Below are 24,601 nucleotides of genomic sequence, written 5' to 3' on the forward strand. Positions count from 1 at the left end.
GGAGATCGTTCAGGTTTTGGTGGCAAGGTAATTTCACGACGGAATCCAGTCAATACCTTTCGTCAACAATGCCAGTGTGTTTGCCTCGGCCGATGCAGGCTCAGGCGTGTAGTTATAAACCCACTGGGCCTGCGGCGGAAGGCTCATCAAAATAGATTCCGTGCGACCATCGGTGTCCAGTCCGAACTTTGTGCCGCGGTCCCACACCAGGTTAAATTCTACGTAACGACCACGACGCAGGTATTGCCAGTGCTTTTGTTTCTCGGTGAAGGGCAACGCATGATTCTTTTTCATGAAGTGCGTATAGACCGGCGCGAATGCCGAGCCCACACTCTTCACAAAGTCGAAGCGCGAAGCCTTGGTGAAATCCTGATCGGCCTTCAGATAGTCGAAAAATATGCCGCCGATGCCGCGGGTTTCGTTCCGGTGTTTAATGAAGAAGTAGTCGTCGGCCCAGCGTTTGAAGTCGGCGTAGTAGGAGGGATGATGCCGGTCGCAAGCGGCCTTGATATGTTCGTGAAAGTAACGGGCGTCGTCTGCATCCACATAGTGTGGTGTGAGGTCGATGCCGCCACCAAACCACCATGTGCCGTTGCTCATTTCGAAATAGCGCACGTTCATGTGAATGATGGGCACCAGGGGATTAAGCGGATGCAACACGATGGATACACCCGTGGCAAAGAAATCGGGATGCACACCGGGCTCCAGGTTCATGGTCTTCATGACGGGCTCGGGAGTCTTTCCCCACACGGCCGAAAAGTTCACGCCGCCTTTCTCAATAATCTTGCCCTCGGTGAGCACGCGGCTCACGCCACCGCCACCACCCGGACGTTCCCAGGGATCGCTAATGAATTTTGCTTTGCCATCGGCCGCCTCCAGCTGCTCACAGATGCTTTGTTGAAGCCCCGTGAACCAGTCTCGTATTTCTTCTTTCGTGGGCATTGATAAATATTCGCGGGGCAAAGGTATGAAAGCGCCCGCCAATTCGAAAGGTTGCCCTGAAATTAGCCCTCAACCTATGGGATGAACGGTAAGCCCGAAGGAAGTTTTTTAACGGCATTATCTCGGAGGATTGTCGCGCATGCATTGAACACAACGCACGTCATTTCTCAGGCATACTTCAACGGTGTTTCAATCGTTTGAATATTGTGAAATGTGTATCTTTAGCGTGAGACCAACCCACACCCGCATGTCCATGGCAACACCCTCCCAGGCCCGGCGAAAGCTGAAGCCTGAAGTCGATCGCAATGTCCTGTTGAAAGCCTACGACCTCATGAGTCAGGCTGCGCGCATGGCCGCCACCTACGACGAGAAACGCGATGTCTGCGGCAAGTATGTGCACAGCACCTCGCGTGGTCATGAAGCCATTCAGCTGGCCGTAGGGTTGCAACTTCTTCCCATCGACTACCTGTCGCCCTACTATCGCGACGAGTCCATCCTGTTGGGCCTCGGGCTGACACCCTATGAACTCATGCTCCAGCTCATGGCCAAGCGCGACGATCCGTTCAGCGGAGGCAGATCCTACTACGGTCACCCGTCGCTGCGGCGCGAAGGCTTCCCCGTCATACCCCATCAAAGTTCAGCCACCGGCATGCAGGCCATTCCCGCCACGGGCATGGCACAGGCCGTTGCGTACCTGGAGTCGCAGGGCCTGCGCGAACAGCGGCAGTCCGTTGTGGTGTGTTCGCTGGGCGATGGCTCGGTGACGGAAGGCGAAGTGGCTGAAGCATTTCAGATGGCCGTCCTGAAGAAGCTGCCCATCCTATACCTGGTGCAAGACAACGGCTGGGGTATCTCTGCCACGGGCCCCGAGATGCGCACCATGGACGCCTATGAATATGCCGCCGGCTTCAAAGGCATGGAGCGCATGGCCGTGGACGGTGCTGATTTTATTGACTCCTACCTCGGCATCAAAAAAGCGATAGACTTTGTTCGCAAGAAAAGAAGCCCCATGCTGGTGCATGCCACGTGCCCGCTGCTCGGCCACCACACGTCGGGCGTGCGAAAGGAATGGTATCGTGGGGAAGATCTGGACCAGCACAAACAAAACGATCCGCTCCTTCGACTGCATCACTACTTGCTGGAGCATGGCGAAACCGAAGAAACGCTGTCGGCCATACAAGAAGATGTCTATGCCAAAATTGAAGCCGCCTACGAGCAGGCCAAAAATTCACCCGACCCCACGGTAGCCGAGTTTGACACACACGAGTTTGCACCAACGCCCATCACCACCGAACAAGGCGAGCGCACACCGCCATCGGCTGAGAAAGTGATTATGGTTGATGCTGCGTTGCATGCCGTGGATGAGCTGTTGCAAAAACATCCCGAAGCTTTGTTCTATGGACAAGACGTGGGCCGACGCCTGGGAGGTGTGTTTCGCGAAGCGGCAACACTGGCACAGAAGTATGGCGACGAGCGCGTGTTCAATACACCAATACAGGAAGCTTACATCGTGGGGTCCACCGCGGGCATGTCGGCCGTGGGAGCAAAGGCCATTGTGGAAATTCAGTTTGCCGACTATGTGTGGCCGGGTATGAACCAGTTGGTGGAAGAGCTTTCGAAAAGCTGTTATCTCTCCAAAGGAAAGTTTCCGGTGCAGGCGTTGATTCGCATTCCCGTGGGTGCCTATGGTGGCGGCGGACCCTATCACTCCGGTAGCATAGAGTCTACGTTGCTTACGGTGCGCGGCATCAAGGTGGTCTATCCGTCTAACGCGGCCGACATGAAGGGACTGTTGAAGGCGTCGTTCTATGATCCCAATCCCGTTGTGTTGCTGGAACATAAAGGATTGTATTGGTCAAAAGTGCCCGGCACCGCTGATGCCAAAACCATAGAACCCGATGCCGACTATGTGTTGCCGTTGGGAAAAGCCAACATTGTGCAGCACGCGTCTGACGATAAAATCAGAGAAGGGGCCACGGCGGTGATCATCACCTATGGCATGGGTGTGTACTGGGCCCGGGAAGCCTCGCGGGATTGGGATGGACAAGTCGAGATCATGGACCTGCGCACGCTGAACCCGATCGACTGGGAAGCCATTGTGGCCTCGGTCCAGCGCCATGGACGCGCATTTGTGTTGACAGAAGAACCACTGCTCAACTCGTTTGCAGAATCGCTTGCAGGTCGCATTCAGCGCGAATGTTTCCGAAGCCTTGACGCTCCCGTGTGGACGCTCGGCGCGGCCAACCTGCCCGCCATTCCCTTGAACGTGGACCTGGAGAAAGCCATGCTTCCCAACGTCAACAAAGTGAAGGAAGCCCTCCAGGCTTTGCTTTCGTTCTAGCCTTTGTTGACTGATGTCGCACCTAAAGGCGACATCACAAGACGGTTTGAACCGGTTGTGTATCGGGCCTTACATTTATTCCAAAATAATTGCATATTTGACTGACGCTGACGACAGCTTTACCAATAGAACTGAACATGAAAAAACAACGCAACCCGCAATCCACCCTCCGCAAGTTTTTCTTCGCGACCACCGCCACGGCCATGGCCATAGCCTCTTCGTTCACCACGTTTGCACAGGAAGCCACGCGCCCCATTGAAGGACGCTGGGATGTGACTGTTGAAAAAGACGGCAAGCAATTGCCCTCGTGGCTGGAAGTGGAACACTCCGGAACACACACGCTGGTAGGACGCTTCTGCTATGCCTTTGGCAGCGCCCGCCCCATTTCGAAAGTGAACTATGCCGACGGCAAATTCGACTTCGCCATTCCCCCACAATGGGAACCCGGCACCTCCGACATGGTGTTTGAAGGCACCGTGGCCGACGACAAGCTCACCGGAACCATGGTCTACACCGATGGCCAGAAATACAACTGGACGGCTGTACGCGCTCCGTTGCTCAAAGCTACCGCACCCGCATGGGGCGCCGCCATCACCCTTTTCAACGGCAAAGACCTCACCGGCTGGAAGGCCATGGGCGATAACCAATGGATTGTGGAAAAGGGCGTGTTGCGCAGCCCCAAGTCAGGCTCGAACCTGGTGACCGATAAAAAATTCACTGACTTCAAACTGCATATCGAATTTCGCTACGACAAAGGCAGCAACAGCGGCGTGTATCTGCGCGGTCGCTATGAAGTGCAAATCGAAGACAGCAAAGGCAAAGAACCGTGGTATGGTTTCCTGGGCGGCGTCTACGGATTTCTGACCCCCAACGAAATGGTAGCCAAAGCTCCCGGCGAATGGCAGACCTACGACATCACCTTGATTGGCCGCCAGGTCACCATTGTGGCCAATGGCAAAACCATCATCAGCAACACAACCATCCCCGGCATCACCGGCGGTGCACTGGATAGCAATGAAGGCGAACCCGGTCCGATTTTGCTGCAAGGCGATCATGGTCCCGTAGACTATCGTAACATTGTGATCACGCCCGTGAAGTAATAAAAGAACAATCTCAATTCGAAGAGGATGCAGAACATTGTTTTGCATCCTCTTTGTTTTTTATGTCCGCCATAAGCAAGTCTTATTGATAAAAGCAAAGTCAATAAAGCTATTCCAACTTTAGCTGAGAAACTGGTGTCTAAAACAACAAACACCAACCCTATGAAAAGAATATTCCTCCTGATGTTTGTTGCGATTGCCGCCCTGAGCTTTTCTCGATGCGATGAAGACGACGATACCAAATCGAAATCGGATTCAACAATTGAAGGCACGGTGAAGAACAATGAGGTCTATACGCACGACTTCGGAACAATGGGTATCGAAGACGGCGCCACACTAACAAAGTCACCCCAACACGCCAAAGCTTTCTCTCTTCAACGAAACAATGTGGGGCATTTGGTTTTTACCTATGAGGCCGATGGAAGCTTCAAGGGAAAGGACGAAGCGGAGATTGAGTTTTGTTACAGCATCGGAAGCGCGGCGTGTTATAAGAAGGAGACGGTGGAGATTGATATTCTGGTAGGGAAGTAAGAAGCAGCGCTGAGTTTTATTTGTTACATATTTCTGTTGATACTTAACAGGATTACCGTTATGCGTGTGTATTTCCTACGGCCTCAGCGTCTTCAAAACCTTATGCACCTCTGTCAGATCTTTTAAGTTCAAATCATATCCCATCCGGAAAAACCGTACGGTAATCTCCGACTCCACCTTCACCACACAGATCACTTCGTTCTTCATAACAAAGGCGTAGCGATTGTTGGGGAGGGAAGCAAAGCCGCGGTTCAAGGTTTGCACCGCGGCCGAAGACAGGCCGATGTCTACATAATGTTTTTTTATGACGGGATCGTATTGAATGTCGGAGATGTATTCCACTTCGCTCAGCTGGATGAGCGGCTTCTTGGAAATGCAAATTTTGCTTTTGCCGATCAGCATGAGCAGCTCATTGTCGCACGGCATCTTTTTCACTACCGCCGACAGCATATAGATGCCTTCGTTCTGTGCCTGCGCACCGGCGAAGCACAAAAGCCAAAGCAACATGCAGGTGATCGACGCCTTCACAATTTGGTGTTTAGTATACGTCTATGGCGGAGAGCAACGGACACGCTTTCGACGCCGTGATGCTCACCCGTATTTTATCGGTGTCAACAGACTGCAAGGGCAGAATGCGTTTGTAGCCAATGGTTGTTCCGTTTGCCACGGTGTGCCAGGCATCGTTTTCCCAGGCTTCTACCGTGAACGATTTCACGCGTTGTCCCAGTTTGATGTATTCTTGAATAAGCACATAGCGAACGGGTTGCTTTTTGGCCAGGTGAACTTCTACGGAGCCGGTGGTCACCTCGTCGTTGGTGGCCCAGTAGGTTTCCGGGTTGGCATCGGTCACGTTGGCCGGTGCATAGGCATCGGCGTCGCCACGATGTGATGAGGCTTCTGTTTTTGCGTGCAGTGCGAGGTTGGTTTTGAACGCAGCGTCCAGTAAAGCGCGCCATCCTTTGAGGGCCTTTATGTCGTTCTCATGCACGAGTCCACGACGATCGGGAGGGATGTTTAACAGCAAGGTGGAACCGCGACCAACCGAGGTCAGGTAGATGTCGAAGAGGCGTTCGGGCGTTTTCACGAGCGAGTCTTCTTCTGCATGATAGAACCATCCCGGACGGATCGAAACGTCTACTTCGGCAGGCACCCATTTTGTGCCGTCGGCTTCGCCTTCATTCAGCAATTTTTCAATGCCCGCTTTGCCGGCAAACAGCGTATCGGTAGAGATGGTGTTCCAGTTGGTTTCGCCGGCCAGTCCTTTTTCATTGCCTACCCAACGCACACCCGGGCCTGCGTCGCTGAAGAAGATGATGTTGGGTTCCATGGTGCGCACGAGGTCAAGTGTTTTGGGCCAGTCATAATAGGTTGAGCCTTGTATCTTTCTCGTTTCTTTGGCGCCGCCATAATAACCATCGCCGCCGTTGGCGCCGTCGAACCACATTTCCACCACAGGACCGTAGGCCGCGAAGAGTTCGCGCAATTGGTTTCTGTAGTATTCAATATAAGCAGGCGATCCGTAGTCGGCGCGATTTCTATCCCAGGGCGAAAGGTAGATGCCGAACTTCAGGCCGTGTTTTTTGCACGCTTCCGATACGGCTTTCACCACATCGCCTTTGCCATTCATGAACGGACTGTGTTTCACCGAATGTTCGGTGTATTGACTGGGCCAGAGACAAAAACCATCGTGGTGTTTGCACGTGAGAATGGCGGTTTTGAAACCGGCGTCTTTCAGCGTGGTGATCCATTGGTCAGCGTCGAAGGCCGAAGGATTGAACACGGATGGACTCTCGTCGCCATAGCCCCATTCCTTTCCGGTGAACGTATTGGTGGTGAAGTGAATAAAAGCATTGGTCTCCATTTCGTGCCACGCCAGTTGACTGGCCGTAGGCACAGGCCCAACGGCAAGAGGCACCGTCACCTCTTTTTTAGGCGTGCACGAAAACAAAAGAATACTTACAAGAACAAGAGAACTATAGCGCATACATGACATTTTCGTGAATATACAGAAAATGCATTTTATGCAAACAAGATGATGTTCTGATTTATTGAAGTTGTGCGATCGCGTCTTCCACGCGGTGCACAGGCAGCTGACAGGTTTTGTTATAACACACGAATAGGGTAGGGCCATCCCCCGACGCAATTTTGTCGTGCAGCAAAGGAAGTTTGCTTTGGTGTTCCGTTCCTTGCAGCAGCGCATACGGCGCATACTGTTGCATCCACTGCTGGCGAACTGCATGAAGATCTTTTCCCACAAGGGCAACTTCTGCCATTCCTTTTTTGATTTCCGTGTGCGCTATGGCCCACTGCGACATGTAGTTTGGCTCCGATTTGATGAGGTGTGCCAACGAACCCGCCATCGCCACTGCCAACGATTTCCACTCCTCCCGTTCCAGCAACGTGCCAGCCTGAAAAAGATTCTGCGCCATGATGGCGTTGGAAGATGGAATCACGTTGTCGAATATTTCTTTCTTGCGCGACAACAACGGCTCGGCCGACGTTGATGAGTAATAAAAGAAGCCATCGGTGTCATCATAAAATTGGTCCATCACATAGTCAATCAACACTGCGGCCTTTTCTATCCACCGCTCGTCGAACGTTGCCTGATAGAGTCGCAGTTGTGCCTGGATCACGTAGGCGTAGTCGTCGAGAAAGCCGGTGGTTACGGAGTGTTTCCCTTTCCACGAACGATAGAGCACATTGCCTTGCTGCACTTCGCGCTCCATGAACAGCATGTTCCTGATGGCGGCGTCCAGAAACGTTTGGTCGGCAAAAAAACGATAGGCATCCACCAGCCCACACACGGTCATGGCATTCCACGCGGTGATAACCTTGTCGTCGAGGCCGGGGCGAACGCGTTTCGAACGGGCTTCGTGCAGGGTGTGCTTGGCGCTATCCTGCAGCGTCTTCCATTCGTCGTCGCTCAGGCCATGGGCTTGTAGAAAAACATCGTCGGCTTTGTGCCGGGTAAGAATGTTGTTGCCGAATTCCCAGTTTCCGCCAGGCTTCACGTTGTAGTATTCGGAGATGAGTGGTTCGTTTTCGCCAAGCAGTTTCTCTAACTCTGTTTTTTTCCAGACATAGAACTGACCTTCTTCGCCTTCGCTATCGGCATCGAGTGCCGAATAGAATCCGCCAAGTGGATGCGTCATCTCTAGCTGCAGCCAGTCGAACGTTTCGTAGACAACACGTTTAAAGATTTCTGATTTTGTGATGGCATACGCTTCGGCATAAAGGCTGAGAAGCTGGGCATTGTCGTATAACATCTTTTCAAAGTGCGGGGCAAACCAGTAGGCATCCACCGAATAGCGGGCAAACCCGCCGCCAATCTGATCGTAGATGCCGCCGGAGGCTGTGCGTTGCAACGTGAGCACTACCTGCTCAAGGCTGGCGTGGTCTTTTGTGAGGTAGTGGTGGCGCAACAGAAAGAGCCACACCGAGGGCATAATGAATTTTGGCGCGCGGTCCATGCCTCCCCATTGTTTGTCGAAGTGGGCCTGAAGTTTGGTGAAGATGTCCGAAAGGTCGGCTTGCAATGCGGAGTCCGACGGTGTTTGCTTGAAACGTTGCACATCCGAACGGAGCAGGTGCAATCTCAATTCCTCGGCAGTGTCTTCAATCTGCTGCCGGTTTCCTTCGAACGCCTTGTGAATATTTTGCAGCACCTGCACCCACGACGCGGGCGAGAAATAGGTGCCTCCAAAAAACGGTTTCTGTTCCGGGGTGAGGAAAACATTCAATGGCCAACCTCCATTAACGCCCAACGCCTGCACGGCTTCCATATACAGGGAATCAATATCCGGACGTTCTTCGCGATCCACTTTAATGCACACATACGACGCGTTCATCACGGCCGCAATGTCGTCGTGCTCAAACGACTCGCGCTCCATCACATGGCACCAATGGCACGACGAGTAGCCAATGCTAACCAATATGGGTTTCCCTTCGGCCTTCGCTTTTTGCAACGCTTCGGGGCCCCACTCAAACCAGTCGACGGGGTTGTGTGCGTGCTGAAGCAGATAGGGTGACGTGGAATGAATCAAACGATTGGTATGCGGCATGTTAGGGGAGAAGTTGGGATTGAACAAAGTTTATTTCCGTTTCAACAGGCACCGTGGATTTTAGTTCTTCCAGCTTCTTCAAAAGGTCTTTCAGAAATTGCTGGTGCGCCGCTGTCGCGGGATGGAAAGGCTTGTGGGCCAGGGCGGCACGGATGTCGCGCCAGCGGATCAAAAACTTCTGAAGGTCGGCCGTGAAATATCGTTCGCCAAACGCTTTCCAGATATAGTCTTCGGCCACTTCCGTGGGATGAATCATGTCGGCTTTGTAGAAACGATAGTCGCGCAGGTCGTCCATCATGATTTCGAAAGCCGGAAAGTAAGAAACCTCGGAATGCCGTTGAGTGAGGTTGTGACAGGCAGAACGGAGAATGGCCTTGCTCACACTGTTAAGCTCAAGCGTATCCTTCACATGTCGCACCGGGCTCACGGTGAGGATAACCTTCAGCGATGGATTGAAGGCCAGCAGCTCTGCATATAATGCGGAGAACGACGCGGTGATCTCCGCTTCCGTCAACAGCCTTTTCGTGAATTGATGATTCGGCACCTTATGACAGTTGGCCACAATCTCGCCCGTGTCCTTCCGCTCATAGACCCACGCCGTGCCATAGGTGAGAATGAGCCACCCAGTGTCTCTTAGAAAATAGTGGACGGCGCCAAGGCTGTCTTTGATCTGGTGCTGAAGTTTATCGAACGACGGTGCTGAGATATCTGAATGAAAATCATAATTTAGGAACACGTCTTGGTTTTGGAGGAAGGTATGCTGCGGCACAGATTCGTTGAAGAGGGCATACCGAATCGCTTTGTGAATGGCAGCGGGGTTATAGATTACCCCAAACGGATTGGCCAGGGCATTCATTTTCGACAGCAGCATGCGTTCGCCCATGCTGTGCGCAAAACAGGACCCCAACGTAATAATTTTGTCGTGCAAACGGATGTCAGGATGCCCGGGGCCTATGCTAACGACTGTTCGAAAGTGTTCCATAAAAATAATGTTTCCGCAAACACTTGAAAATTTAGAGCTTTTTGCGATACTTTAACCTTTGATAAGCAACAGATCAAAACCTGTCAAAATTATGAATAACGACCTTACGGCCTTTGAGAAAATCCCTGTAAAAATCTTCAACACCTCCGAAGACGGTTCTGTGCATGTGGCGCGCGAAATCGCGGCCCTCATCAAGACCCGCCAGAAGGAGAACAAACCTTGTGTGCTGGGATTGGCCACAGGCTCGTCGCCCACCAGGCTTTATGCAGAGTTGGTGAAAATGCACCAGAAAGATGGTCTCAGCTTCAAAAACGTCTACACCTTCAACCTCGACGAGTATTATCCCATGCCGCCCGATGCTCTGCAAAGCTATGTGCGGTTCATGCGCGAGCACTTGTTCGATCACATCGACATCCCCAAAAAGAACATTCATATCCCCGACGGAACCATCGCCAAAGAAGACGTGGCCGAGTTCTGCCGGAGCTACGAAGAAAAGATAGACAAACTTGGCGGACTTGACATCCAGATTCTGGGTATCGGCCGCACGGGTCACATCGGGTTCAACGAACCCGGTTCGTCCGAAAAGTCATTGACCCGCCTCGTCACACTCGATCAGGTAACGCGCATCGACGCCGCCAGCGATTTCTTTGGCGACGAGAACGTTCCCCGCAAAGCCATCACCATGGGCGTTGGCTCGATCATGAAAGCCAACAAGGTCTACATGATGGCCTGGGGCGAAGGCAAAGCTTCCGTGATCTTCAAAGCCGTGGAAGGCCCTATCTCGGACCAGATCCCGTCGTCATTCCTCCAGAAACACCGCGACTGCACCGTCATCCTCGACGACGCATCGTCTTCGGGCCTCACACGCATCAAAACACCGTGGATACTCGACAGTGTGAACTGGAACGATAAACTCATACGCAAAGCCGTGGTGTGGCTGTGCCAGAAGGTGAAGAAGCCCGTGCTGAAGCTCACCAACCACGACTACATGGAGCACGGCATGAGCGACATCATCACCGAATACGGCTCGGCCTATAAAGTGAACATCAAAGTATTCAACTTCCTGCAGCACACCATCACCGGTTGGCCCGGAGGAAAGCCCAACGCCGACGACACCAACCGTCCCGAACGCGCCAAGCCGTTCCCGAAACGTGTGGTATTGTTCTCGCCACACCCTGACGACGACGTGATTTCGATGGGCGGAACGTTCATCCGCCTCGTAGACCAGGGTCATGAAGTGCACGTGGCCTACCAGACCTCGGGCAACATTGCCGTGTTCGACGACGACGCCATCCGCTTCGCCGACTTCGTGCGCGACTTCAACGACCAGTTTGGATTGAGCAAAGCCGACGGTGCACGCTTCTACAAAAAGGTGGTGCAGTCGCTTCAAAAGAAAGGCCCCGGCCAGCTCGACAGCCCCGAAGTGTTGAAGATCAAAGGCCTCATCAGAAGAGGAGAAGCCAAGGCGGGTGGCCGCTACGTTGGCATTCCCGACGAACAAATGCACTTCCTCGACATGCCGTTCTATGAAACCGGCGCCGTGAAAAAGAAACCATTGGGCGAAGAAGATATTAAAGTGGTGATGGAAATTCTCGAGCGTGTGAAACCCCATCAGGTATACGCCGCCGGCGACTTGTCCGATCCGCACGGCACACACCGTGTTTGCCTCGCGGCCATCTTCGAAGCGCTGCGTCGCCTCAAGAAAAAGCCCTGGGCAAAAGATTGCTGGGTATGGCTCTACCGTGGTGCATGGCAGGAGTGGGACATCGACCAAATTGAAATGGCCGTGCCCCTCAGCCCCGACGAACTCATGCGCAAGCGCCGCGCCGTGTTCAAGCACCAGTCGCAAAAAGACAGTGCCATGTTCCCCGGCAGCGACAAGCGCGAATTCTGGATGCGCGCCGAAGACCGCAACCACGCCACAGCAAATGCCTACAATGCATTGGGACTTGCTGAGTACGAAGCGATGGAAGCGTTTGTACGATACAAGTTCTAGTATATAGTCTTTAGTCTTTAGTATTGAGTCCTGAGTATTAAGTCTTGAGCATGCTGCTCGAGACTCAATGTTCAGGACTTTTATTTTTGCCAATACCGTTTCCTGCATTACACGATATCCTTAGCTTTTCACGATCTCAGCATCCATTTACTGACGAATACTCAGGACTAAAGACTCAATACTAAAGACCAAGAACTATGACGTTCCTCGACGCGCCGGTTGAGGTCGGAGTGCTTTTCGTGGTCGGGCCACATTGGCCACTGGCCTTGCAACGACTTCTTTGTTGTTTGCCGATTTCTTGTTGAGCCTGCCATACCAGATGAGGAAGCCGGTTATGGGGAGTGAGGCTGAGGTGAAGGATGCAAAGAAAGCCAGCAGTTTGCCGGGCAACCCCAGGATGGCGCCGGTGTGGATGTCGTAGTTCATAGCGCGTAGTTTTTCGCCGGCATTCTTCTCGTCGAAGGGTTCGGACTTCAGGAGGCGGCCACTGAAGCGGTCGAACTGATAGCGTTGTGAGAAGTAGCGCGTGCGAGTGCCATAGCGGGCAAGGGCGTTGATGGCACCATTGGTTTTTTCGGGTAAGCTGATGGTGATGAAGTCTGCATCAGGATTTTCAGCCAACACTTCTGCGTAGATCTTGTCGATAGTGGTGGTTGCGGCGGCGGTTGAATCGGAGAATAGAGTTTTCGGCTTTTTGTATTTCGTTCCGCCATTGGCCATCCACTGCACGCCATGGTCAAACCATTCGAACGACCACACAAGTCCTGTCAAAGCAATGGCCAACAATATGAAAAGGCTATAGAACCCTAGCACATTGTGAAGATCATAGTTTTTTCGTTTCCACCGTGTGGTGCTCTTCCAGGGGAAGGAGAAGCTTCTTTTCACGGTTCCTTTCTTGGGCCACCACAGTACAATGCCGGAGATGAGCAAGATCACAAACATGAGCACAGCCGAGCCGACAATCACCGAGCCGATGGCCCGGTTGAGAAGCAGGTTACGGTGAATGCGGAGCACGATGGAAAAGAACTCATACTTTGTGTTCTCGTTGTGCACAATGTCGCCGGTATACGGGTTGACGTATAGCTTTCGGTTATACACCACTTCGCCAAAATAGGTCTTGGCTTTTTTGTTTCGAATCTGCAATGGCCTGAAGGTGTAGGCATGGTCGGCGGCAGCAGGAACTTCAATGCTTTGTATGGGATGTCCTTCGCCCGCCGCTTGTTCCGCGCGCTGCAATAACTCAGACAAAGGTTTCCGGATGCCATCGGCCGATATTGAAATGGTTTCCCGATCGTGATAGACCAGCGCCTTGATCTCGTCCTCAAAAACATAGATGCATCCTGTCACGCTTATTATAAACACCACTAGCCCGGACAGTAGTCCGAGCCAGAGGTGTATTTTGCCGATTGCTTTTTTCATCCGCGCATCAGAAGGTGTATCCTACACTGAACATAAAGTTGCGGGGAGCGCCGGGGTTCACAGTAACGGAAGATCGCCCGCGACCAAGCCAGTAGGTTTTGTCGGTCAGGTTGTTGATGTTAAACGACAGCTTCACCTTTTCAATTTTGTAGAACAGCGCAGCGTTGAACACGGAATAGCTGGGAAGTGTGATGTTGCCATACTGCCCGGTGTTTTGTTCGGCCACATAGTTGCCACCAAAGGCAACTCCCGCGCCGCTAAACATACCGTTGTAAACATTGTACTTGAGCCAGATGCCGCCCATGTTGTTGGGTGTATACTCCTTGTCTTTGCCAACCAGTTCGGGGTCGTCGCTTTTGGTGATGGTGGCTTCGTTGTGTGCATAGTTGGCCGAGACAGAAAGGTTCGGCAGAATTTTTCCGTTGATGTCCACCTCAAAACCTTTCGATACCTCCTGGCCGCGTTGGGTCAGCAGGTCGGGGTTGTTGGCGTCGAGCGCGCTAACCAGAATGTTGTTTTGCTCAATGCGATAGATGGCCGTGGTAACGGTGAGGCGGTTGCTAAGCCAATCGCTCTTTGCGCCAAACTCGATCATGTTGCTGGTGAGGGGATCGAACGGGCCACCATACAAATCCGGATCGCCAATCACACCGGCAGTCTGCGGTTGAAAGCCTTCCACATACGTGCTGTAGAGGTTAATGTTCTTCGCGATGCCATACACCAGACCTACTCGCGGAATGAGGGCAGTTTGTGTTACTTTCTTCTCGTCGGCTTTCTTGTAGTTTTCGAAATCTGAATAGAACTCCTTGCGCAGGCCCAGCAACACTTGCAGTTTGCCCACCTTGATCTGATCCTGCAGGTAGATGCCGCTGGTGTAGTATAGTGTTTGATCGCGGGGCGTCACGGCCGTGAAGTAGCTGGTGATCTCTTGTGGCGTGTAGTTGGGGTTGGCCAGGTCGAAGTGCGGCATGTTGGGCACGGGGTTTCCGTTTTTGTCGAGCAGATACTGCGACGCCTTGGCGGGATTGTAGGAATTGAGCGCCTTGGTGTTGTCGGCCGTGCGATAGGCACCTGCCAGGGCGGTCTGCCATGTTCCGGCCGGAGTAGTTTGCCGTGCAAAATCATAGCCCGCCAGGATGGTGTGTTTCACCGGGCCGGTTTGCAAGGCCACGTTGAAATAGGACATACTGTTGAAGTTGGCATTTTCCTGTGTGCCACGCTGCAAGCGCATCTCCACCAGGGTGGGCATTTCGTTGCCCGCACCATCGCGACCATAGGCGTTGTTAACACGATGTTCCAGATAATCTCTGTTGTAATGATAGGAAATGAACGACGTGGTAAACGATACCCTGTCAGTGAATTTATGATTCAGCGAAGCCAGCAGGGAAAGCCCTTGTTCTTTGTTGTAGCTGTTGGAATATGTGGCGATGAGCGAGATTGGGGTGGAGTACAAAAGTCCTTTTCCGTCGGCTCCGCCCAGAAGAGGCTGACCGCGGTCCACACGTCCGTTGATCGAACTGTAGATCAGATCAACATCAACCCTGGTTTTGTCACTGGGCAAAAACGACAGTGACGGTGCAATCAGAATGTCTTTGCTGGCTTGCAAGTCGCGGAAGGAACCGGCATCCTGATAGGCCAGGTTCACGCGATACAAAACGTTTTTCGATTCATTCACGGCGCCGGTAAAATCACCTTCGGCGCGGATGGTGTTGAAGCTGCCGGCCGAAATGCTGAAGGCTTGTGCCGCCACATCCAGCGGTCGCTTGGTCACGCTGTTCATCGTGCCACCGGGATCGGCGTAACCATACAGGGCCGAGTTGGCGCCTTTGATCACTTCCACACGTTCGAGGTTGCTGATGAGTGTGGGCGTCCATCCTTTGCTTATGCGCAGGCCGTTGATCATCACATTGCTGCCCGTGGCAAACCCGCGGATCATGAGGTCGCCCGTGATGGACTCCTGGTTCACACCGCTGATGTTTTTCACTACGTCGGTGATGCGAAAGGCTTTCTGATCCTGAATCAACTCCTTGGTCACGTAGCTCACGGTTTGCGGAATATCTTTCAACGGCGTGGGCGACTTCGATGCCAGCGACGACGACTCGGCCTGGTAGGAACCTTCGCGGATGCTGGTGATCACAACCTCGTTCAGCTCGCTGGTGTTTTCGTGCAACACCATGTCGGGCAAGGTGGTGCTTTCACCGGCCTTCACGTCAACCGATTGTTCTACCGAAAGCAGGCCCACAAACGACGCGATCATGGTGTAGTTTCCGGGAACAATGTTTCGGATTTCGAATTCACCATTGCTGTTCGATACGGTTCCTTTGGTGGTTCCCTTCAGGGCAATGTTGATGTGTTCGGCGGGTAGCCCGTCGGATGATTTCACAATTCCTTTTACCGAACCCGTCTGAGAATGTTGGGCGTTGGCAAAGAATGTGAGCGTTATAAAAAAGACGAGTAGATAAATGTTACGCATAGGGGGAAATGCTTTTTATAATTTCGGCAAAGGTGTTTCGGCCGCAGGAGATGCGAAAGCATTGTTTCGAAAACTTCAGAATTTTACCCTTTGTAAGTGAAGGGTCTAGCTTGGAGAGGGTAGGGATGGGTAGACCAGATATCCTGCCCGGCCTTTGTGTATACCCTGCGTTGAGTCGCTTTGTTAACGTGTAGGACTAACACATAGCGAATCGAAGTTGTCACGTGTTTAAACTTTCAATAGCTATTTGCAGTCTCTTGATTTTAGCTGGTGAAAAGATGATGCAAGTCAAAGATAAATTCATTGTTGAATTGATGATGCTATCGTTTGGAAATCCTTCACACGTTTGCGGATATGTAGAACAAAATGCTCGGCACTTGTCTCGTTTCTTTATAGGCATCACATCGTCTTTATGGCAAGACAACAGCCGTCGGCCACATTGCAGGGAGGTTTCGTCAAAGTCGACCAAGACAAAACTGCTGCTGAACCATTAAACTGTTCAGCATGCTTTTGAAACATTTAGAAAGGTGAAACGGTCACTGCTGCATCTGCATCTCCTGATGTCGTCTGAAAGAGTTACGCGACACCGATGTGAGTGGTTCTTTTTGTTGGATTTCGATTTCGCCATCGGCCACCTGACCGTCTTCGTAGGCCACCGTCACAATCACGTCGAGCGTGTGGTTGGACGAGCCGCGGTAGGTTCCTTTCACGGGCGAGCAGTCAGAAAAATTCTTTCCAACGGCGAGGCGAACGTGCGTGTCGTTCACCACAAGATTGTTGGTGGGATCAAGGCCAAGCCAGCCATAGAACGGAACGTAGGCTTCCACCCACGCGTGGGTTGCACCTTCGCCGCGCATGCCGTTTTTCTTCGGGCAGATGTAGCCGCTCACATAGCGCGCCGGAATGTTCATGAGCCGAAGCATCACCAGCAGAATGTGGGCAAAATCCTGACACACTCCCGAACGCAGTTTCCACACTTCGTCGAGTGTGGTTTCCACCGTGGTGATGCCTTTCTTATAGGCAAACGTCGTGTATACGTACTCGCAAAAATGTTTAGCAGACTGAAGGGGCGAGCAGTTCTTGCAACGCTCGTCTTCAATGATCCGCTGCATGTCGGGCAGCGCGTCAAATTGTTCAAGCCTCAGAAAGTCGATAAGCTCGGGGCGGTACTTCAATTTCAACAATTCCTCCCACTGAAGATCCTGGGGAATGTTGTCGTCTGGCATGGGCCGTGCAAACGGCGTAACCACAATGCGCGAGTCGATGATCAACTCCGGGTGGGGCCGCGCGTGCGTGAACGTGCCCACGCTGTTGCCGTAATAATCTTTATAGATGTCCACCACAGGATTTCCCGTGATGGCAATGGTCTGTTCAATCACGTCCTGGTAGTCGTCCTGGATGGGGTAGAGCATGATCTGGTTGGCGCTGTCGCGCACGAGCCCTTCGTACGTGTATTTGGTGATGTGCCGTATTTTGAATTTTGACATAGCTGTTTTTTAGCATTAAGAATCAACTATAGGCGAAGTAGTACTTGTTTAAGGTGCTGCCAATATCGTCAATTTCTGTGGTGATCTCTGTCAAATAATCGTGAAGTCCTATGCGCGACACGCTTTGCACGTTGGAGTATTGCACCTTGCTGCGCAGCTTCCCGATCATGAACTGCACTTTGGCAAAACCTTCCTGGTTTTGCTCGCCCTTCAGCCGTTCGAAATAGCGCGTCAGCTGGTTAAGGGAATACAACACCGACCTTGGGAAATCTACGTTGAACAACACCTGGTCGATGACGTTGCGTGCCTCAAAACCGGATTGGTAGCGCTTCAGGTACAGCGAATACCCCGAGATCGACATAAGCAGGTATTTCCAGTAGGCCGTGTCTGTCGGCTTGTCTAGATCGTAGGAGAGGTTGCTCAGCTTCACATCCAGGATGTCGGCCGACTGAATGGCGCGTTCCATATACTTGCCCACGTTCATGAAACACAGGCCTTCGCCGCGAAACATGGTGATGTCGGTCACGCCAAAATAGATCATACACTCTTTGATGAGGGCATCGAGCACCGTCACCGGGTCTTCAAACTGCAACGCATATTTGAGCCGTTCTTCGCGCACCACGTGATAGAATTCGTTGAGGCATTTCCAAAGCTCTGTGGTGATGTTGTCTTGCACGCCGCGGGCATTTTCGCGGGCAATGGTCACCATGTTGAACACGGAATTTGGATTGTCGCGGTCCAGCACCATGTATTGCAGCACCTTGCGGCCATTGTTGTCGAGGTCGGAAACGGCGTCATCGTCCAGGCTTCCAAAAATCCGGAGCACAGGCTGCCACGAAAAATCCTCGGGGCTATCCTGCGAAGAGGCATAGTTTATTTTTAGCATTCTCAGAATGCTATCGGTTCGCTCCATATAGCGAGACATCCAGTAGAGTGAATCAGCAACTCGGCTCAGCATCGGCGTATGATTGTCATGAAGTTAGTTAAAAAAATGAGTTGGGTTTTTATTTGGCCAGCACCCAGGTGTCTTTGCTGCCGCCCCCTTGCGAAGAGTTCACCACCAATGATCCTTCTTTCAGCGCCACACGGGTCAGTCCTCCCGGCACAATCTCGATGCCGTTGGGCCCGCACAGTGCGAACGGCCTCAGGTCGATGCGTCGGGGCTGCGCCTTGCCATTCACATAGCACGGTGCGTTGGAAAGACTGATGACGGGCTGCGCAATGAACTCGCGCGGTGCCTTCAATATCTCTTTCTTGTAGTCGTCTATTTCTTCTTCTGACGCGGCGTGTCCCATCAGCATGCCATAGCCGCCCGAGCCGTTGGTTTTCTTCACCACCATTTTGTTGATGTTCTTCAGCACGTGCTCGCGCTCGTCGGGCTTCTCTAATTGATAGGTGGGAACGTTTTTCAGGATGGGCTCTTCGTTCAGATAATAGCGGATCATCTCCGGCACATACACATAGATCGCCTTGTCGTCGGCCACACCATTGCCCACGGCATTCACGATGGCCACATTGCCTTTGCGATAGGCAGACATAATTCCCGACACGCCCAGCACACTTTGAGGATTAAACACGAGGGGATCGAGGAAGTCGTCGTCCACGCGGCGGTAGATCACATCCACCTGCCGAAGCCCTGCCGTGGTCTTCATATACACTTTGTGATTCTCCACCACAAGGTCGCGTCCTTCCACCAGCTCAATGCCCATGAGGCGTGCCAGCGTGGTGTGTTCGAAGTAGGCCGAGTTATAAATGCCGGGCGTGAGCAGCACCACATTGGGCGACGACACCTGTCCGGGGCTCAGCGACATGAGGTTGTTGTAAAGAATGTTGGGGTATTGCGTTACCGGCCGCACATAGTTCTGGGGAATGAGGTCGGGAAAAATGCGCTTGGTGATCTCGCGGTTCTCAATCATATACGACACACCCGACGGTGTGCGAAGGTTGTCTTCCAGCACGTAGAATGTGCCGTCGTGGTCGCGTATCAGGTCGATGCCGGCAATGTGCACATAAATATCGTGAGGCACATTCACGCCTTGCATTTCGCGCAGATAGTGTGGGCACGAATAGATGAGGTCGATGGGCACAATGCCGTCTTTGAGGCTGAACTGCTGGTGATAGACATCTTTCAGGAACAGGTTCAGCGCCCGCAGCCGTTGTTTGATGCCGCGCTCTATAAAGTCCCACTCAGACGCGGTGATGATGCGGGGAATGATATCGAACGGGAAAATCTTCTCGATGCCTTCGCCGCTGGAGTAGACCGTGAACGTGATGCCCTGGCTCATGAAGAGGCCTTTTGCCAGTTCTTCTTTTTTGCTGAGCTCGTCGGCGGGAATGCTGGACAGGGAGTTGAAGACATTCTGATAGTGCGATCGCACGCGCTCTTCATCGTACATTTCATCCCAGGTATTGCCAGCTAAAGGGTACTTATGAAAGAGTTCGGTTGCCTTCATGGGCTACGGGTTAAGGTTAGGTTAAAACTAAAATACCAACCGGATAACGTATTTATGAAGTTGTTGATATAATTATTTACGCAATCGAATGTTGCGGCAGGAGCGCCAGCGCTAAGAGATAGGGGGGTGGAGGGAACGCAAAAGCGAAAAATGCTTGCGGATTGATTCGTTTTGTCGACGTATGAAAACAAAAAAGCCACCGGGTAGGTGGCTTTTTTGTCAATGTGTAGTGCTGCGATTATTCGGCAACAACTTTCACCTGGAGTTCGTGCTTCACTTCTTTGTGAAGATCAAGCGTCACGGTGTAGGTACCGATTTGCTTAGGGATTTCCTTCAAGTGAACTTTCTTGCGGTCGATATCGAAACCTTTTGCTTTCAATACGTCGGCAATTTGCAGGGCGGTTACCGCGCCGAAGATCTTTCCGCTCTCACCGGCTTTCGTTCCGATTTCGATGGTCAGGTCGCCGATTTTGGCTGCCAGTGCTTCTGCATCTTGTTTCACCTTAGCCGCTTTGTGAGCTGCCTGGCGTACGTTTTCTGTGATCAGTCTTTTGTTAGAATCGTTGGCGATCAGCGCGAAGCCATTGGGGATAAGGTAGTTGTTACCGTATCCAGCCTTCACTTTCACGATGTCGTTTTTATAGCCAAGTCCTGTTACGTCTTGTTTCAAAATTACTTCCATGTCGTTTTTCTTTAAGGGTTCAACGATTATTTCAACGAATCACCAACATACGGAAGCAAAGCTACGTGACGGGCACGTTTCACAGCTTGAGCCACTTTCTTCTGAAACTTCAGGCTGGTGCCGGTAAGTCTGCGAGGAAGAATTTTGCCTTGCTCGTTGATAAACTTCAGGAGGAAGTCAGGATCCTTGTAGTCAATGTACTTGATCCCATTCTTTTTGAAGCGGCAGTATTTCGGTTTGATCTCTGCGCGCTTGATCGGTTCATTCATCAATGTCATCGTGTTGTCTCCTCAGCTTTTTTTACAGGTTTTCTGTTTTCCTTGTTCTTGAATTCGCCTTTGCGTCTCCGTTCGTTGTACACCACAGCGTGTTTGTCCAACACTGTAGTCAAAAAGCGCATTACCGATTCATCCCGTCTGTACTCTGTTTCGAGCGTGTCGATTGCCGTACTGGGTGCCGAGAATTCGATGAGGTTGTAGAAGCCAGTTGACTTCTTGTTGATAGGATACGCTAATTTTTTAAGGCCCCATTGCTCATTATTGAGAATTTCGGCGTTAGCTTTCTTCAACACTTTCACGAATTTTTCGACAGCATCCTTTGCCTGTTCTTCAGACAAAACGGGATTTAAGATGAATACCGTCTCGTAATTGTTCATGTTTACTGTTTTAGTTTTTGAGGTTGCAAAAGTAGGAAAAACAACCATACTTTAAAACATCTGGCCGAAAAATGAGGAAAATGCAGGGCGAGAACTTGTTTCATAATGGGATTTTTTGCTATTTCGGGTGTCCCTCGCATTTTAGGCATTTAACTATTTTGGTTGTGCGTTTAAGCGATCAGCAGAAAGAACAGATCCGGTTCAACACCGAAATGATCAAGCTTTTAGTAGCCTTGATTTTTGGAACCGTAGGAGGGCTTGTTTCGTTCCTTGTAGAAGGAGTGGACACAGGCAAAGAGGCGTTTTTCACAGCAAGTTGCCTTATTGTGGCCGCGCTGTGCATAGTCTTAGCATACTCCCGATATTCAATAACCATAAACAATGGAATTCCCGAACGAAACGATTGATGCGATCCTGATGGGCGGAGCCGTTTTGGTCATTTTAGCCATAATTGGCGCTCTCATTGCCCTTCTGAGGCAGACCATTCACGATGGCCGGATGCTCAACAAAGGAAAAGTAGAAACTCATCGCATAGAGAAAGAAGCAAAGAGGCTTCAACCCCTGGTGAAGCACTCCTAAATCCTTCCCGCTGCGCAGGTTGTCCGTGCGTTCTTTTTTGTTATCAAGGTATTTTTGTTCGTCAGTTTTCCACTCATCACCTCCGAAACGTTGCCGTTAATTGTTTTGACTCCTTCCGTGTTTTATCCTGTATATTTCCTCTTTCAATCGATTGAGCTTATTTTTGTAAAGGATGATTCGGTCAAACAAAATAGTATTCTTCATTCCCCTGTTGGTGGCTTTTGCGGCTTGCCGCGAGAAGAAAATCGACTTTAGCGCACAGGTCAAGCCCATTCTCAACAAACATTGCATCAGTTGCCACGGTGGCGTGAAGCGAAATGCAAACTACAGTCTCCTTTTCCGGACCGAAGCCCTCGACACCGCCGAATCCGGCAAGCACCCCATCGTTCCGGGGCATCCCGAGCAAAGCGAATTCATCCGCCGCATCACATCAACCGATCCGGAAGTGCGCATGCCCTATAAAGAACATCCACTCAGTGCCGAAGACATCGAAATCCTGAAGCAGTGGATTAAAGAAGGGGCGGAGTGGGGCGAGCATTGGGCCTACATTGCTCCCAAGCCGGTGGCCATCCCCGAGGTCACAACGCTTCAGGCGGGCTTTGGAGAAAGTGATACGCCCTGGGCAAAAAATGAAGTAGACCATTTTGTGCTGGCAAAATTGGAGGAACAAAAGCTTTCTCCTTCGGCAGAGGCCGACAAAGCCACCTTGGTTAGAAGGATATATCTGGACCTTATCGGCCTGCCGCCCACGCCGGAACAAGCTTCGCGGTTTGTGAACGATGCGGGCGCCGATGCCTATGAGAAGACCGTAGATGAACTTCTTGCCTCGCCGCGCTTTGGCGAAAAATGGGCGTCGTGGTGGCTCGACATGGCCCGCTACTCCGACACCAAGGGATACGAACGCGACGTGGGCCGATCCATCTGGCGCTATCGCGATTGGGTTATCAATGCCTTCAACAAAGACATGCCGTTCGATCAGTTCACGGTGGAACAACTGGCGGGTGACCTGCTTCCCAATCCCACCGACGATCAACTGATCGCCACAGCATTCCATCGCAACACCATGAACAATGATGAGGGCGGAACTGAGGACGAGGAGTTCAGGGTGGCCGCGCTTATCGACCGTGTGAGCACCACATGGCAAGTGTGGCAAAGCACCACCATGGCCTGCGTGCAATGCCACACCCATCCCTACGACCCCTTCCTGCACGATGAATACTACAAGTCGTTGGCATTCTTTAACAACACCCGCGACGAAGACACAGAAGGCGAGCATCCTAACCTGAGAATTTACAAACCCGAAGACGAACAGAAGCTCACAGCCATCAAGGAATGGGTGAAGACGCATGCTGGTTCAACACAGGAAGCCGAAGTGACCCGGTTTCTCAAAACCCTCGAGCCCAAATTTCACCCGCATGATTTCGATCAATTTGTGAACGGCGAACTGATCGACACCAAATGGCTTGGCGTTCGACCCGGCGGAAGCGCCCGTCTCAAACAAATTGACATGGCCGGAAAACGAAACCTGATCGTCAACTACTGGTCCGATTCGGAGGGAGGTTCGTTTGAGATTCGTCAGGACAAATTGAATGGCGATGTTGTGGGAACGTTGCAGGTGAAGAAGACCTCGGGCAGACAAATCGTTTCCATTCCGTTGAAGGCAGCTTCCGGAAAACACGATCTCTATTTTGTGTTTCATAACAGCAAGATCAAACCTGACAAAGCCGTTTGTGGCATCGAGTGGTTTGCCTTCCGCGACGACCTTCCCGGTAAAGGTGATGCACACTATGACGGCATACGCTCAAACTTCATGACGTTGCTCAACACAAGCGTTGACAACACACCCATCATGATTGAGAACAATGCCGAGCAACATCGCGCCACACACATTTATGAACGCGGCAACTGGGTGGTGAAGGGAGCGGAGGTGAAGCCCGGTGTGCCCGCGTCGCTGAATCCATTTCCCAAAGATCAACCCTACAACCGATTGGGATTTGCACATTGGCTGCTGGAGAAACAAAATCCGCTCACGGCGCGCACCATGGTGAACCGTTTCTGGGAACAGATCTTTGGCGCCGGCATCGTGGAAACGCTGGAAGATTTTGGAACACAAAGCGCCTCCCCAACGCACCAGGAACTGCTCGACTATTTGTCGCTGCAATTCATGAACGAAGATCGGTGGAGCATGAAGAAGCTCATCAAAACCATGGTGATGTCGGCGACCTACCGCCAGGACTCCAGGCTTACGCAGGAGATGTTGGAGAAAGATCCGGGCAACCGCTGGCTGGCGCGTGGCCCCCGCGTGAGGCTTTCGTCGGAACAGGTGCGCGATCAGGCGCTGGCGTGTGGCGGTATGCTGAGCAACAAGATGTTTGGAAAAAGTGTGATGCCCTATCAGCCCAACGGCATCTGGAGTTCGGTGTGGAACGGAGACTATTGGAAAGCGAGCGAAGGCGAAGACCAATACCGTCGTTCGCTATACACCTACATCAAACGCACAAGCCCGTATCCCTCCATGATGATGTTCGACGGATCGAGCCGTGAGGTTTGTGTGATCCGACGCATTCGCACAAACACGCCGCTGCAAGCACTTGTCACCTTGAACGATTCGTCGTATGTAGTGGCCGCCCGCGGACTGGCGCTGCGCATGATGAAAGACAACGCCACACCGAAAGATCAAATCAATGCAGGCTATCGCATGATTCTGGTGCGCGACATGCCCGCCCAAAAGCTGGCCGTTATGCAAGGGTTGTATGACGACGCTTTGAAGCAGTATACCACAAACAAAGAAGCTTCGCGCAAGCTGGCCGCCACCCAGAACGATTCACCACAATTGGCGGCCCTGACGCTTGTGGCCAGTGCCATGTTGAACCTTGACGAAGTATTAACCAAGGAATAGC

General features: G+C 51.9%; 19 protein-coding genes. 6 read left to right on the forward strand and 13 right to left on the reverse strand.

The window, feature by feature from the left end; genetic code table 11:
- Positions 1–33: 33 nt before the first annotated feature.
- Positions 34–942 carry an oxygen-dependent coproporphyrinogen oxidase gene (hemF, locus tag JI741_RS19895; RefSeq protein ID WP_202012853.1) on the reverse strand — a complete coding sequence of 303 codons (909 nt, stop codon included), beginning with the start codon at positions 940–942 and terminating at the stop codon, positions 34–36.
- A 253-nt stretch (positions 943–1,195) separates the two neighbouring features.
- Here hemF and JI741_RS19900 point away from each other — a divergent pair, with 253 nt between their 5' ends.
- The 3 genes from JI741_RS19900 (at position 1,196) to JI741_RS19910 (ending at position 4,914) form a co-directional block, all read left to right on the forward strand.
- Positions 1,196–3,283 carry an alpha-ketoacid dehydrogenase subunit alpha/beta gene (locus JI741_RS19900; protein WP_202012854.1) on the forward strand — a complete coding sequence of 696 codons (2,088 nt, stop codon included), beginning with the start codon at positions 1,196–1,198 and terminating at the stop codon, positions 3,281–3,283.
- Between the two features lie 137 nt (positions 3,284–3,420).
- Complete coding sequence (locus JI741_RS19905) at positions 3,421–4,383, forward strand: 3-keto-disaccharide hydrolase (protein ID WP_369411834.1); 963 nt, start codon at positions 3,421–3,423, stop codon at positions 4,381–4,383.
- A gap of 162 nt (positions 4,384–4,545) precedes the next feature.
- Positions 4,546–4,914 (forward strand): hypothetical protein, encoded by a 369-nt coding sequence (locus JI741_RS19910; RefSeq protein WP_202012855.1) that lies wholly within the window; start codon positions 4,546–4,548, stop codon positions 4,912–4,914.
- Between the two features lie 75 nt (positions 4,915–4,989).
- Here the strand turns inward: JI741_RS19910 and JI741_RS19915 are convergent, their stop codons facing one another.
- The 4 genes from JI741_RS19915 to JI741_RS19930 form a co-directional block, all read right to left on the reverse strand.
- Complete coding sequence (locus JI741_RS19915; protein ID WP_202012856.1) at positions 4,990–5,442, reverse strand: hypothetical protein; 453 nt, start codon at positions 5,440–5,442, stop codon at positions 4,990–4,992.
- Positions 5,443–5,452: 10 nt separating this feature from the next.
- Positions 5,453–6,898 carry an alpha-L-fucosidase gene (locus tag JI741_RS19920; protein ID WP_202012857.1) on the reverse strand — a complete coding sequence of 482 codons (1,446 nt, stop codon included), beginning with the start codon at positions 6,896–6,898 and terminating at the stop codon, positions 5,453–5,455.
- 61 nt (positions 6,899–6,959) lie between these two features.
- Positions 6,960–8,975, reverse strand: a complete 2,016-nt coding sequence (locus JI741_RS19925; RefSeq protein WP_202012858.1) for a thioredoxin domain-containing protein — start codon at positions 8,973–8,975, stop codon at positions 6,960–6,962.
- Position 8,976: 1 nt separating this feature from the next.
- Entirely contained in the window at positions 8,977–9,957 is a 981-nt protein-coding gene (locus tag JI741_RS19930) for a GSCFA domain-containing protein (RefSeq protein WP_202012859.1), read from the reverse strand.
- Positions 9,958–10,048: 91 nt separating this feature from the next.
- On the opposite strand from JI741_RS19930, the gene nagB reads away from it, so the two are divergent.
- Complete coding sequence (gene nagB, locus JI741_RS19935; RefSeq protein WP_202012860.1) at positions 10,049–11,953, forward strand: glucosamine-6-phosphate deaminase; 1,905 nt, start codon at positions 10,049–10,051, stop codon at positions 11,951–11,953.
- A 195-nt stretch (positions 11,954–12,148) separates the two neighbouring features.
- Here nagB and JI741_RS19940 read toward each other — a convergent pair whose 3' ends face one another.
- The 8 genes from JI741_RS19940 to rpsF form a co-directional block, all read right to left on the reverse strand.
- Positions 12,149–13,372, reverse strand: a complete 1,224-nt coding sequence (locus tag JI741_RS19940; RefSeq protein WP_202012861.1) for a PepSY-associated TM helix domain-containing protein — start codon at positions 13,370–13,372, stop codon at positions 12,149–12,151.
- 7 nt (positions 13,373–13,379) lie between these two features.
- A complete protein-coding gene (locus JI741_RS19945; protein ID WP_202012862.1) occupies positions 13,380–15,845 on the reverse strand; it encodes a TonB-dependent receptor in 2,466 nt (821 codons plus the stop codon).
- A gap of 536 nt (positions 15,846–16,381) precedes the next feature.
- A complete protein-coding gene (locus tag JI741_RS19950) occupies positions 16,382–17,332 on the reverse strand; it encodes a transglutaminase family protein (protein WP_202012863.1) in 951 nt (316 codons plus the stop codon).
- 22 nt (positions 17,333–17,354) lie between these two features.
- Entirely contained in the window at positions 17,355–18,290 is a 936-nt protein-coding gene (locus JI741_RS19955) for an alpha-E domain-containing protein (protein ID WP_202012864.1), read from the reverse strand.
- Between the two features lie 46 nt (positions 18,291–18,336).
- Positions 18,337–19,785 (reverse strand): circularly permuted type 2 ATP-grasp protein, encoded by a 1,449-nt coding sequence (locus JI741_RS19960; protein ID WP_202012865.1) that lies wholly within the window; start codon positions 19,783–19,785, stop codon positions 18,337–18,339.
- 238 nt (positions 19,786–20,023) lie between these two features.
- Entirely contained in the window at positions 20,024–20,467 is a 444-nt protein-coding gene (gene rplI / locus JI741_RS19965) for a 50S ribosomal protein L9 (protein WP_202012866.1), read from the reverse strand.
- Between the two features lie 26 nt (positions 20,468–20,493).
- Complete coding sequence (gene rpsR / locus JI741_RS19970; RefSeq protein ID WP_202012867.1) at positions 20,494–20,745, reverse strand: 30S ribosomal protein S18; 252 nt, start codon at positions 20,743–20,745, stop codon at positions 20,494–20,496.
- Positions 20,742–21,122 (reverse strand): 30S ribosomal protein S6, encoded by a 381-nt coding sequence (gene rpsF / locus JI741_RS19975; RefSeq protein WP_202012868.1) that lies wholly within the window; start codon positions 21,120–21,122, stop codon positions 20,742–20,744. Before rpsF ends, rpsR begins: the two co-directional genes overlap by 4 nt.
- A gap of 381 nt (positions 21,123–21,503) precedes the next feature.
- Here rpsF and JI741_RS19980 point away from each other — a divergent pair, with 381 nt between their 5' ends.
- Together JI741_RS19980 and JI741_RS19985 are read left to right on the forward strand one after the other, a co-directional pair.
- Complete coding sequence (locus tag JI741_RS19980) at positions 21,504–21,701, forward strand: hypothetical protein (protein ID WP_202012869.1); 198 nt, start codon at positions 21,504–21,506, stop codon at positions 21,699–21,701.
- A 172-nt stretch (positions 21,702–21,873) separates the two neighbouring features.
- Positions 21,874–24,600, forward strand: a complete 2,727-nt coding sequence (locus JI741_RS19985; RefSeq protein ID WP_202012870.1) for a DUF1553 domain-containing protein — start codon at positions 21,874–21,876, stop codon at positions 24,598–24,600.
- Position 24,601: the final 1 nt, after the last annotated feature.

It is taken from the genome of Chryseolinea lacunae, assembly GCF_016735595.1.
Lineage (GTDB): Bacteria > Bacteroidota > Bacteroidia > Cytophagales > Cyclobacteriaceae > Chryseolinea > Chryseolinea lacunae.